Origin of the sequence: Bradyrhizobium japonicum USDA 6, assembly GCF_000284375.1 — a bacterium.
GTDB classification, from domain to species: domain Bacteria; phylum Pseudomonadota; class Alphaproteobacteria; order Rhizobiales; family Xanthobacteraceae; genus Bradyrhizobium; species Bradyrhizobium japonicum.
In genome coordinates this window covers 4257819-4270816 of sequence record NC_017249.1, presented here as the reverse complement: position 1 = coordinate 4270816, position 12998 = coordinate 4257819, and the positions used below count along the sequence as shown (strand labels likewise).

General features: G+C 64.8%; 9 protein-coding genes and 2 riboswitches. Of the genes, 8 read left to right on the top strand and 1 reads right to left on the bottom strand.

What is annotated here, in order from left to right; translation table 11 throughout:
- Positions 1–30: 30 nt before the first annotated feature.
- The gene (locus tag BJ6T_RS19940) at positions 31–1563 is read right to left on the bottom strand and encodes an ABC transporter substrate-binding protein (RefSeq protein WP_014494271.1); all 1533 of its coding nucleotides are present in this window, start codon (positions 1561–1563) and stop codon (positions 31–33) included.
- 343 nt (positions 1564–1906) lie between these two features.
- Here BJ6T_RS19940 and BJ6T_RS19935 point away from each other — a divergent pair, with 343 nt between their 5' ends.
- The 8 genes from BJ6T_RS19935 to BJ6T_RS19900 all read left to right on the top strand — a co-directional run bounded on the left by BJ6T_RS19935 (position 1907) and on the right by BJ6T_RS19900 (position 12759).
- Complete coding sequence (locus BJ6T_RS19935; RefSeq protein WP_014494270.1) at positions 1907–3037, top strand: M20/M25/M40 family metallo-hydrolase; 1131 nt, start codon at positions 1907–1909, stop codon at positions 3035–3037.
- Positions 3038–3132: 95 nt separating this feature from the next.
- A riboswitch (glycine riboswitch) is annotated at positions 3133–3236 on the top strand.
- Positions 3237–3239: 3 nt separating this feature from the next.
- A riboswitch (glycine riboswitch) is annotated at positions 3240–3353 on the top strand.
- Positions 3354–3420: 67 nt separating this feature from the next.
- The gene (locus BJ6T_RS19930) at positions 3421–4722 is read left to right on the top strand and encodes a D-amino acid dehydrogenase (protein ID WP_014494269.1); all 1302 of its coding nucleotides are present in this window, start codon (positions 3421–3423) and stop codon (positions 4720–4722) included.
- 181 nt (positions 4723–4903) lie between these two features.
- A complete protein-coding gene (locus BJ6T_RS19925; protein ID WP_014494267.1) occupies positions 4904–5845 on the top strand; it encodes an ABC transporter permease in 942 nt (313 codons plus the stop codon).
- Between the two features lie 20 nt (positions 5846–5865).
- On the top strand, positions 5866–6753 hold the full coding sequence (locus tag BJ6T_RS19920; RefSeq protein WP_014494266.1) for an ABC transporter permease: 888 nt from the start codon (positions 5866–5868) through the stop codon (positions 6751–6753).
- 14 nt (positions 6754–6767) lie between these two features.
- Positions 6768–8417, top strand: a complete 1650-nt coding sequence (locus tag BJ6T_RS19915) for an ABC transporter ATP-binding protein (protein WP_028170190.1) — start codon at positions 6768–6770, stop codon at positions 8415–8417.
- 235 nt (positions 8418–8652) lie between these two features.
- A complete protein-coding gene (locus tag BJ6T_RS19910) occupies positions 8653–10158 on the top strand; it encodes a M81 family metallopeptidase (protein WP_014494264.1) in 1506 nt (501 codons plus the stop codon).
- A gap of 13 nt (positions 10159–10171) precedes the next feature.
- A complete protein-coding gene (locus BJ6T_RS19905) occupies positions 10172–11335 on the top strand; it encodes a M20 aminoacylase family protein (RefSeq protein WP_014494263.1) in 1164 nt (387 codons plus the stop codon).
- Between the two features lie 2 nt (positions 11336–11337).
- The gene (locus BJ6T_RS19900) at positions 11338–12759 is read left to right on the top strand and encodes an amidase (protein ID WP_014494262.1); all 1422 of its coding nucleotides are present in this window, start codon (positions 11338–11340) and stop codon (positions 12757–12759) included.
- The last annotated feature ends 239 nt before the right edge of the window (positions 12760–12998 follow it).

Here is a 12998-nt window from a genome sequence, read left to right as displayed (position 1 = left end):
TCGGGGAAGGCGCGCTGGGGCGCCCTCGCCTTACTCGGTCTTGTCGATATTCCAGAACAACGGTGTCGCCGGGCCATCGAGCACGCCGGTGAGCGACTTCCGCCATGCGCTCGGCGCCAGATACTGGCCGAGCGGCACGTAGATCACCTGGTCATAGGCTTCCTTCTGGATCTCGGCCGCGATCTTCTTCTGATCGTCGAGCGAGGCGGCGCGGACGAAGTCGTCCTTGAGCTTCTCGATCTTGGCGTTTTCCGCCCAGCCGAACCAGCCCTTCTTGCCCTGGCCGCCGATCGACAGATTGGCGATCGGGTTGGACACATCGGCGCTGACCCAGTTGGTGAAGAACATGTTCCAGCCGCCCTCCTTCGGAGGCTTCTGGCTGGCGCGCCGGCTGACCACCGTCTGCCAGTCGGTCGCCTGCGCATCGACCTTGAAGCCGGCCTCGCGGAGCAACTGCACCGCGACCGTCGGCTGCGCCTTCAGCGTCACGACGTCGCCGGGCACCATGACCACGACGGGCGTACCGTCATAGCCGGACTCGGCGAGCGCCTTCTTGGCTTCCACCATGCCGTTGCCCTTGACCAGCGATTCCGAGCCGACGTCGGTCGCGAACGGCGTATCGCAGATGAAGAACGCACCGCAGATCTTGTAGTATTTGGGATTGCCGACGAGCGCGTCGAGCACGTCCTTCTGGTTCATCGCCAGAAGTGCGGCACGGCGGATCTTCGGATTGTCGAAGGGCGGATAGAGGAAGTTCATGCGCCCAAGGGTCTGGTAGCCGAACTTGTTCAGCGTCTCGACCTTGAGGTCGGCATTGCCTTCAAGCACGGGCAGCAGATCCCACGGCGGCACTTCCATGAAGTCGATGTCGCCCGATTGCAGCGCGTTCACCGCGGTCTGCGCATCCGGCATGGTGATCCATTCGACGCGATCGACCTTGACCAACTTGCCTCCGGCAGTCCAGCTCGACGCCTCCTTGCGCGGAACGTAGTCAGTGTTCTTGACGTAGACCGCCTTCACGCCGGGCTGGAATTCGCCCTGCACGAACTTGAACGGGCCGGAGCCGATCTGCTCGGGGATCTGCTTGTCCGGCGGCGTTTCGGCAAGACGCTTGGGCATCATGAAGGCGACGCGCGAGGACGGCTTGCCGATGGATTCGAGCACGAGGCCGTAGGGCTCCTTCAGCTTCAGCGTGATCGTCTTGGGGTCGGTCGCCTCGATGCTCGCAGTAAACTGCATCATCTGCTGGCCCATGCCGTCGACCGCGGCCCAGCGCTTCAGCGAAGCGGCGCAGTCTTCCGCCGTCACCGGCGTACCGTCGTGCCACTTCAGGCCGTCGCGCAGCGTGAAGGTGTAGGTGAGCTTGTCGTCGGAGATCTTCCAGTCCGCCATCTGCGGCTGGATCTTGAAGTTCGAGTCCGTCGCGATCAGGGTGTCGTAGACCATGTAGCCATGGTCACGCGTGATGTAGGCGGTGGTGAAAATCGGATCGATGATGCGCAGATCCGAATGCATCACCGCGGTGATGGTCTTGCTGGCGGCGGCAAGTACCGGCGAGGCCATCGCCGTCGAAAGCGCAACGACCGATAGCGCAAGTGTGGAGGCGAACGCGCGACGCCCCGGCGCATCAAGCTCAACATAAAAGTTTCTCCTGACGTGAAACTGTTCAAAGGCAGGTTATTGGTTGAGCATTCGGTTCGTTCTTTAGGCGAACTAACCTCATGCGATGCCTTTGTCTTTCGAGACTTGCAGACAGTGCTGAGCGCGTCAATCCGGTTTCGCTGCAGCCCCAAGCGGCGCGCTCACGGGCTCCACAAAGATCGGTTTGGCTCTACAACGCTTTCCGCCAGTCCTGTCCACGCCAATGCAATGCGCGTTCCATCTTTCAAGCCTGAGAGACATTAAGATGAATCCAGCCAATCTTCCCTTCGATTCCGAGGCGATGCTCCAGGGCCTGCGCACCTGGGTGGAATGCGAGAGCCCGACCTGGGACGCGGGCGCCGTCGACCGCATGCTCGATATCGCAGCGCGGGATATGGCGATCATGGGTGCGACGATCGAACGCATCGGCGGCCGACAGGGCTTCGGCGGAGTGATCCGCGCGCGCTTCCCGCATCCGAAACAGGGCGAGCCGGGCATCCTGATCGCCGGCCACATGGATACCGTCCACCCGGTCGGCACCATCGAGAAGCTGAAATGGCGGCACGAGGGCAACAAGTGCTACGGCCCCGGCATCTACGACATGAAGGGCGGCAATTATCTCTCGCTGGAAGCGATCCGGCAGCTGGCGCGCGCCTCCTTCACCACGCCGCTGCCGATCACCGTGCTGTTTACGCCCGACGAGGAAGTCGGCACGCCCTCGACGCGGGACATCATCGAGGCGGAAGCCGCGCGGAACAAATATGTGCTGGTGCCCGAACCGGGCCGCGCCGACAACGGTGTGACCACCGGACGTTACGCCATCGCGCGCTTCAATCTGGAAGCGACGGGCCGACCGAGCCATGCCGGCGCGACATTGTCGGCCGGACGCTCGGCGATCCGCGAGATGGCGCGGCAGATCCTCGCCATCGACGCGATGACGACGGAGGACTGCACTTTCTCGGTTGGCGTCGTGCATGGCGGACAATGGGTCAATTGCGTTGCCACGACTGCCACCGGCGAGGCGCTGTCCATGGCCAAGCGCCAGGCCGATCTCGATCGCGGCGTCGAGCGGATGCTGGCGCTGTCGGGCACGACCAATGATGTCACGTTCAAGGTGACGCGCGGCGTCACGCGCCCCGTATGGGAGCCCGATGCCGGTACCATGGCGCTGTATGAAAAGGCGCGCGGCATCGCCAAATCGCTCGGCACTGAGCTGCCGCATGCGAGCTCCGGCGGCGGCTCCGACGGCAATTTCACCGGTGCGATGGGTATCCCGACACTCGACGGCCTCGGCGTGCGCGGCGGCAATGGCCACACGCTGGAGGAGTTCATCGAGGTCGACAGCCTGGTCGAGCGCGGCCGCCTGATGGCCGGTTTGCTCGCGACGCTGGAGTAAATTGAACCAACTTCGCACTGCACAATGCATTGGCAGTCGCGGTTGAAATTTAGCCTTGTCTAAAAATGAGGCGCATCGTACTGCTCGATTGTCCACGCGACGATGCGGGAGAGATCGCGACGAGAGTTCAGGCTTTCGTTGCGGCGCCGACGGAGCAACCGCCCCGGAAACTCTCAGGCAAAAGGACCGTATCGTCAGGACGATCTGGAGAGAGACGACACGATCTCAACGTCGTGACGTCCACCGAAGGGGATAGTCCGGAGCTGACCTCGTCGAGGCCCGCAACGGATCAAGCTCTCAGGTAACCGTGACAGATGGGGCGCCGCCAACGGCCTTTGGCCGGCGGTTAGCCTATCCTAACTCACGGGAGCCCCACACCTGCCATGACCCATATCGCCATCATCGGCGCCGGCATCACCGGCGTAACGACCGCCTATGCCTTGCTCGAACGCGGATACAAGGTGACGGTGCTCGACAAGCACCGCTACGCCGCAATGGAGACGTCCTTCGCCAATGGCGGACAGCTCTCCGCCAGCAATGCCGAGGTGTGGAACAGCACCGCAACGATCCTGAAAGGCCTGCGCTGGATGTTCCGGCGCGATGCGCCGCTGCTGATGAACCCGCGGCCGAACTGGCACAAATATTCGTGGATGAGCGAGTTCGTCGCCAATCTCGGCAACTACCGCGCCAACACGGTTCAGACCACGCGGCTCGCGATCGAAGCCCGCAAGCATCTGTTCGAGATCGCGGAGCGCGAAGGGATCGACTTCGATCTCGAACGCCGCGGCATTCTCCACATCTATCACGACAGGAAGGGTTTTGAATCCGGCCTGCAGGTCAATGCGCTATTGAAGGAAGGCGGGCTCGATCGCCGCCCGGTGACGCCGGAGGAGATCCGCGCCATCGAGCCGACGCTGCGTAAGGACTATTTTGGCGGCTTCTACACGCCTTCGGATGCGACCGGCGATATCCACAAGTTCACGCGCGGACTTGCGGAATCCTGCAAGCGGCGCGGCGCGACCTTTATCCACGAAGCCAACATCGATTCCATTGCCCAGGCAGGTGGCGGCTTCGTCATCGGCTGGGCTGATCTTTCGGCCAGTGACACTGTCGCATCCGCGCGCGGCATGCTGAAGGCGGATGGCGTCGTGATCTGCGCCGGCGTGGCCAGCCGTCACTTCGCCGCCCTCCTCGACGAGCGCGTCAACGTCTATCCGGTGAAGGGCTACTCGATCACCGTGCAACTCGACACTGCCACAAGCCGCAATGCGACGCCGACCGTGAGTTTGCTCGACGAAGCGGCCAAGATCGTCACCAGCCGGCTCGGCGCCGATCGCTTCCGCGTCGCAGGCACCGCCGAATTCAACGACTTCAACCGCGACATCCGCGCGGACCGCGTGCAGCCGCTGGTCGACTGGGTGCGCAACAACTTCCCCGGCGTCGAAACGTCCAAGGTCGTGCCCTGGGCCGGGCTGCGGCCGATGATGCCGAACATGATGCCCGTGGTGCGCGCAGGACGGATGCCGGGCGTGTTCTTCAACACCGGCCACGGCCATCTCGGCTGGACCTTGTCGGCCGCGACCGCGCAGATGATTGCCGGAACCATCGACGGCTGGCGCGGGCTCAACGCACCGCCGACCGCACCGTCACTCAGGGTTGAGCGCGAGTTCCGCCATGCATCCTGAGTGGTCGATATCGGAGGCTCGGCGGCCTCTTGCGACCGCCCTGCCCTTGGCACACAATTTGCCCCGAAACGTCGGCTTCTCCGGCCGGCTTTCCAGCCCGAGTGACAGGCGTGCATGATAGACAGAACCGATTCCACGGGGGCCTCCCGGCCCCACAAGTTCCGCAGCCGGAGATAGGTGCATGCTAGGTTATCTCATTCGCCGCGTTCTGGCCGCGGTGCCCGTGATGGGCGTCGTCGCGCTGTTCGTCTTCCTGCTGCTGCGGCTGACGCCGGGCGATCCCGCCGCAATTCTCGCCGGCGATAACGCTACACCGGAACGGCTTGAACGCATCCGCGACTCGCTCGGCCTCAACGAGCCGCTGATCGTGCAATTCATCACCTGGGTGAACAAGCTGCTGCACGGCGATCTCGGGACGTCGCTGATCTCCAACCTGCCGGTCATGAAGATGATCAGCCAGCGCGTCGAGCCGTCGATCTCGATCGCGCTCTCGACGATCATTCTCGCCGTGATCGTCGCCGTGCCCCTGGGCGTCATCGCGGCATGGAAGCACGGCACCTGGATCGACCGTTTCGTGATGGGCCTCTCCGTGCTCGGCTTCTCCGTGCCCGTGTTCGTGGTCGGCTATCTCCTGATCGAGGTCTTCGCGATCGACCTGCGCTGGGTGCCGGTGCAGGGCTTCCGCAGCATCTTCAACGGCTTTGGACCGTTCTTCGAGCGCATCATCCTGCCGACCTGCGCGCTCTCCTTCATCTACATCGCGCTGATCGCGCGCATGACGCGCGCGGCGATGCTCGACGTGCTCGGCGAGGACTACGTCCGCACCGCCCGCGCCAAGGGCATCAACGAGGTCGCCGTGATGATGCGCCATGCGCTGCGCAACGCGGCCGTGCCCGTCATTACCGTGATCGGCACCGGCTTTGCGCTGCTGATCTCCGGCGTCGTCGTCACCGAGAGCGTGTTCAACATCCCCGGCATCGGCCGCCTCACGGTGGACGCGGTGCTGGCGCGCGACTATCCGGTCATCCAGGCGATGATCCTGCTGACGTCGCTGATCTATGTCGTCGTCAATCTCCTGATCGACGTCGCCTACACGCTGCTCGATCCCCGGATCCGGTACTAGGGCTAAGGATACCAACAAAAATGTCCGTCGATAGCCTTCCCCAGTCATCCATTCCGATCACGTCGCCGTTGCGGCCGCGTTTCGGATTCCTCACCTCGACGCCGATCATCGCGGCGGCCACGATCTTGCTCGCGCTGATCGTGCTGGTCTCGATCCTGGCGCCGCTGATCGCGCCGCACGATCCGGTCCAGCTTGCGCCTTCGCAGCGGCTGAAGCCGGCCTCGGCGCAGTTCCTGCTCGGCACCGACGCCTATGGCCGTGACCTCTTGTCGCGCGTGATCTATGGCGGCCGCATCTCGCTCCTGATCGGCATCGGCTCGGCGATCCTGGCGATCGCCATCGGCCTTGCGATCGGCCTCGTCTCCGGCTTCTTCAAGCTGGTCGATGCCGTCCTGATGCGCGTCATGGACGGCCTCATGGCGATGCCGAGCATCCTGCTCGCGATCGCCGTGGTGTCGCTGTCCGGCGCCAGCATCTGGACCGTGCTGGTCGCGATCACCATCCCCGAAATACCGCGCGTGGCGCGCCTGGTGCGCTCGGTCGTGCTGTCCGCGCGCGAGGAGCCCTATGTGGAAGCCGCGATCTCGGTCGGCTCCAGCCTGCCGAAGATCATGTGGCGCCATCTGATGCCGAACACGATCGCGCCGCTGATCGTCCAGGGCACCTATGTCTGCGCCTCCGCGATCCTGACCGAGGCCATCCTCTCCTTCCTCGGCGCCGGCATCTCGCCGGAGACGCCGACCTGGGGCAACATCATGGCCGAGGGCCGCCAGTATTTTCAGCTCAAGCCGACGCTGATCTTCTGGCCGGGCCTGCTGCTTTCGATCGCCATCCTCAGCATCAATTTGATCGGCGACGCCGCCCGCGACGCCCTCGATCCCCGCATGAAGCAGCGGGAGGGCAAGTGATGACGGATCAAGTGATGACCAACCCAGTCCTCGACATCAACAACCTCGTCGTCTCCGTCGGCAAGAAACCGAAGGGGGCCAACATCATCGACGGCATCTCGATCCAGGTGCACAAGGGCGAGACACTGTGTCTCGTCGGCGAAAGCGGCTCGGGCAAGTCGGTGACCTCGCTCACCACGATGGGCCTGCTGCCGAAGGGCACGCTGGTTCCGACCGGCGGCAGCGTCAAGCTGGTCGGCGAAGAGATTCTCACCGCGACCGATCGCCGCCTGCGCCAGCTCCGCGCGACGCAGATGGCGATGATCTTCCAGGAGCCGATGACCGCGCTCAATCCGGTGGTGCCGGTCGGCCGCCAGATCGACGAGGTCCTGCGCGCCCACACCGATCTCGACGCCAAGGCGCGGAAGAAGCGCATTCTCGACATGATGGAGCAGGTCCGCCTGCCGCAGGTCGAGCGCATCTTCGCCTCCTATCCGCATCGCCTGTCCGGCGGCCAGCGCCAGCGCATCATGATTGCGATGGCGCTGGTGCTGGAGCCGAAGCTGCTGATCGCCGACGAGCCGACCACCGCGCTCGACGTCACCACGCAAAAGCAGATCCTGACGCTGATCCGCGACCTCCAGCGCGATCACGGCACGGCCGTCCTGTTCATCACCCACGACATGGGCGTGGTGGCCGAGATCGCCGACCGCGTCGCTGTGATGCGGCAGGGCCGGCTGGTCGAGACCGGTCCGCTCGAGACCGTGCTGCGCAACCCGACCATGGAGTACACCCGCAATTTGCTTTCTGCGGTGCCGAGCCTGGTGCCGCGCGCGGCGCGACCCGAGACCAAGGAGCCGGTGGTGCTGGAGGCCAACGAGCTCGGCAAGGTCTATAAGGAGCGCGCCTTCTTCGGCAAGGGCCGCGAGGTCGTCGCCGCCGACAAGGTCACGCTGACGCTGCGCAAGGGCCGCACGCTCGGCATCGTCGGTGAGAGCGGCTCGGGCAAGTCGACGGTCGCGCGGTGCATCGTGCGCCTGATCGATCCGACCTCCGGCGGCGTGCGCCTTGCCGGCCGCGAGATCGCCGACATTTCGCGCCGCCTGCTCCAGCCGCACCGTCAGAAGATCCAGATCGTGTTCCAGGATCCCTATCGCTCGCTCAACCCGCGCATTACCGTCGGCGAGAGCATCGCGGAAGGCCCGATCAATTACGGCACCTCGCATGCCGATGCGATGAAGCGGGCGCGCGAACTGCTCGAGCTCGTCGGCCTGCCCGCGGACGCAGTGACGCGCTATCCGCACCAGTTCTCCGGCGGCCAGCGCCAGCGTATCGCCATTGCGCGTGCGCTCGCGCTCGACCCCGACGTGCTGGTCGCGGACGAAGCGGTGTCGGCACTCGACGTCTCGGTTCAGGCGCAGGTGCTGGAACTGCTCGACGAGATCCAGAACCGGCTCGGCATCGCCATCCTGTTCATCACCCACGATCTGCGCGTCGCAGCCCAGATCTGCGACGAGGTCGTGGTGATGCAGCACGGCCGTGTCGTCGAACAGGGCCTGGCCGCCGAGGTGTTGACGCATCCGAAGGAAGCCTACACCAGGGCGCTGCTGGAGGCCGCACCGGGCCGCGGCTGGGATTTTGCGAACTTCCGCCCGGTGTCGGAAGGCGTGGCTGCCACGGCTTAACTCTCCCAGTCGTCATTCCGGGGCATCGCGAAGCGATGAGCCCGGAATCCATCGAACGGCAAACTCTGCAGCACCATGGATTCCGGGCTCGCGCCAAGTGGCGCGCCCCGGAATGACGGCGGAGCAGCATTCCCAAAACGATCTGACCCTATGCGTGGCGCGATTGCTTCTCACCTTGCCCTCTCCGCAAGGCCAAGGCTAACGTCGCGCACTTTCAAACGCTGGACCAGAATTGATGACACGTATCGCCGTCGGCGGCTTCCTGCACGAGACCAACACGTTCGCCCCGACGAAGGCGACTTTCGCGGACTTCCAGCATGGCGGCGGCTGGCCGGCCATGACGGAAGGCGCCGACGTGCTGAAGGTGATGCGCCGCATCAATGTCGGCCTCGCCGGCTTCGTCGACAGCGCCGAAGCGAATGGCTGGAACCTCATTCCGACGATCGCCTGCGGCGCAAGTCCGTCGGCGCATGTCACCAGGGACGCCTTCGAGCGTATCGTGAAGGTGATGGTCGACGGTATCGCCGCCGCCGGCCCGCTCGATGCGGTCTATCTTGATCTGCATGGCGCGATGGTGACCGAGCATCTCGACGACGGCGAAGGCGAGATCTTGGCGCGCGTGCGCCGCGTCATAGGCAAGGACGTTCCGCTGGTTGCCAGCCTCGACCTGCACGCCAACGTCACGCCCGAGATGATGGAACACGCGGATGCGCTGATCGCCTACCGCACCTATCCGCATGTCGACATGGCCGAGACCGGCCGCGCCTCCGCAAGGCACCTCGCCCTGCTGCTGCAGACCAAACAACGCTTTGCAAAGTCGTTTCGCCAATTGCCGTTCCTGATCGCGATCAGCTGGCAATGCACCAATGACTTTCCCACCAAGGGCATCTACGAAAAACTTGCCGCGCTGGAGAGCGAGGCCGTTCCGACGCTGTCCTTCGCGCCCGGCTTCCCCGCCGCCGATTTCCGCGACTGCGGCCCGAGCGTGTTCGCCTATGGCAAGACGCAGGCCGATGCCGACCGCGCGGCCGATGCGATCGTCAAACTGATCGAAAGCCACGAGGACGATTTCGACGGCAAGATCTGGTCGCCCGACGACGGCGTGCGCCATGCGATGGAACTCGCCAAGGGCGCGAGCAAGCCAATCATCATCGCCGACACCCAGGACAATCCCGGCGCCGGCGGTGATTCCGACACCACCGGCATGCTGCGCGCGCTGGTACGCAACAAGGCGAGCGCCGCGACCGGCGTGATCTACGATCCGGCCTCGGCCAAGGCCGCGCATGCGGCCGGCGTCGGCGCCACCGTGACGCTGTCGCTCGGCGGCAAGTCCGGCATTCCCGGCGACGAGCCCTATCGCGAGACCTTCATCGTCGAAAAGCTCTCCGACGGCCGCTTCATCGCGCCCGGCCCCTACTACGGTGGCCGCGAGATGGAGATGGGTCCCTCAGCATGCCTGCGCGTCGGCGACGTCCGCGTCGTCGTCTCCTCGCACAAGGCGCAGCTCGCCGATCAGGCGATGTACCGCTATGTCGGCATCGAGCCGACCGCGCAGAAGATTCTGGTCAACAAGAGCTCGGTGCACTTCCGCGCCGATTTCGAGCCGATCGCGGAAAAGCTGATGATCTGCGCCGCACCCGGCGCGATGCCGGCCGACACTGCCACCCTGCCCTGGACGCGCCTGCGGCCGGGCGTCCGCATCAAGCCGAACGGCCCCGTTTTCATTCCCCCATCACGCTAACCGGACAGGACACATGCCCACGATCGACCGCATCGACGGCTTTGCCGACGAACTCACTGCTATCAGGCGCGACCTCCACGCCCATCCCGAGATCGGCTTCGAGGAAGTGCGCACCTCCGGCATCGTTGCCGACAAGCTGAAGAGCTGGGGCATCGAGGTGCACCGCGGTCTCGGCGGCACCGGCGTGATCGGCGTCATCAAGGGCAAGGGTTCGGGCAGCAAGCGCATCGGCCTGCGCGCCGACATGGACGCCCTGCCGATGGAAGAGAACACCAATCTGAAATGGAGTTCGAAAATCCCCGGCCGCTTCCACGGCTGCGGCCATGACGGCCACACTACGATGCTGCTCGGCACCGCGCGCTACCTCGCCGAGACCAAAAATTTCGACGGCACCGTGCACCTGATCTTCCAGCCGGCCGAGGAAGGCCTCGGCGGCGCCCGCGCGATGATTAAGGACGGGCTGTTCGAGAAGTTTCCCTGCGACGAGCTCTACGGCCTGCACAACGCGCCCGACCTAAACCTCGGCGAGATCGCGATCCTGCCTGGCCCGGCGATGGCCAGCGCCGACTTCTTCGACCTGCGCATCACCGGCTACGGCGCGCATGGCGCGATGCCCGAACGCTCCAAGGACGCGGTGATCATCGCGACCACGCTGGCACAGGCGATCCAGACCATCGTCAGCCGCAACGTCGAGCCGCTGCAGGCCGCCGTCATCTCGATCACGCAGATTCACGCCGGTTCCGCCTACAACGTCATTCCCGGCGAGGCCCATCTCTGCGGCACCATCCGCACCTTCTCGGATGAAGTTCGCGCCCTGATCGCCGAACGCATCCGCACGATCTGCGCCGGCATCGCGAGCGCCTATCAATGCGTGATCGAAGCCGACATCCGCGACACTTTCGGCGTGCTGATCAACCAGGTCGAGCAGTCCAAGGTCGTCGAGGAGGTCGCGCGCACCGTCGTCAACCCCGCCAAGGTGATCACCCGCGCCCAGCCGAAGATGGGCAGCGAGGATTTCGCCGACATGCTGCAAACCATTCCCGGCGCCTATTTCTGGATCGGCCACGACGGCTCGGTGCCCGTGCACAATCCCGGCTTCGTGCTCGACGACAAGATCCTGCCGATCGGCGCCAGCATGTTCGCCCGGATCATCGAAACGCGCATGCCGGTAGGTTAGCAATGCACAAAAAGAGCGTCGAAGAGGCCGTCACCTCGTTGCACGATCTCTCCGCGGTCGATCTGATCGCGGGCTATCGGGCCAAGCAGTTCTCGCCGAGCGAGGTGCTGGAGGACGTGCTTGCGCACGTCGCTGCGTGGGAACCGCATCTCAAGGCGCTCTACGCGTTCGATCCCGACAGCGCGCGCGAGGCCGCGAAGGCCTCAACCGCGCGCTGGAACGGGGGCGAGCCATCAGGCGCGCTCGACGGCGTGCCAGTCACTGTAAAGGACAACATCGCGACCAAGGGCGTGCCCGTGCCGCTCGGCGCTGCGAGCGTGAAGCTCGTGCCGGCCGAGAAAGACGCCCCGCCCGCCGCGCGTTTGCGCGAGGCCGGCGCGATCATCTTCGCAAAAACCACCATGCCCGATTACGGCATGCTGTCCTCGGGGCTCTCCAGCTTCCACGCGCTGGCGCGCAATCCCTGGGACCTCTCCAAGAATCCCGGCGGTTCCAGCGCCGGTGCTGGCGCTGCCGCTGCGGCCGGATATGGCCCGCTGCATCTCGGCACCGATATCGGCGGCTCGGTGCGCCTGCCCGCGGGCTGGTGCGGCCTCGTCGGATTGAAGCCCAGCTTCGGCCGGGTGCCGATCGATCCCGCCTATGTCGGCCGTGTCGCCGGTCCCATGACACGCACGGTCGACGATTGCGCGCTGATGATGAGCGTGATCGCGAAGCCCGACCGGCGCGACGGCATGAGCCTGCCGGCGGAGCCTCTGAACTGGAAGGGGCTGGAAAAATCTCCGCGCAAGTTGCGGATCGGCCTGATGCTCGATGCCGGCGTTGGCCTGCCGGCGGAAAAGCCGGTTCGCGAGGTCGCGGTGAAAACCGCAAAGGCGTTCGAATCCGCCGGTGCTGTCGTCACGGAAGTTGACGGCATCCTCACCCGCGAGATGCTCGACGGCCTCGACAATTTCTGGCGCGCGCGGATGTGGGATGATCTGGCCAAGCTGACGCCGGCCGAACAGGCAAAGGTGCTGCCCTACATCTTCAAATGGGGCGCATCCGGCGCAAAGCTCTCGGGCGTGGATGTTATCCGCGGATTCAACCAGACCATGGCGATCCGCGCGGCTGCGTCAAAGCTGTTCTGCGAGCTCGACTATGTGATCTCGCCGACCGCGCCGAACGTGAACTACCCGGCGGACTGGGCTTCACCCACCAACGATCCCATGAGGCCGTTCGAACACATCTGCTATACCGTGCCGTGGAATATGTCGGAAAACCCCGCGGTTTCCGTCAATGGCGGCTTCGACGCCAACGGCTTTCCCATCGGCGTGCAGATCGTCGGCCGCCGCTTCGACGATATCGGCGTGCTCGGCATGGCCAAGGCTTTCGAGGGCCTGCGCGGCGCGCAGAAGCCCTGGCCGAGCCCGCCGGCGACTTAAGTCGCTCTCGTCATCCCGGGAAGCGCGCCCTTTAGGCGCAAGCCCGAATGAGTTGAGACAGGCAGCATGCAGAGACTCTTGCTTACCTTCCCCTGGAGGGGGAGGGTCGGCTCACATTGAGCGCGGCGAAATGTGAGACGGGGTGGGGTGGCGGTCCCTCCGCGTCCAATAGTGCCCATGTGAAGAGATCACCCCACCCCGCTCGCGCTTCGCGCGATCGACCCTCCTCCAGGGGAGGG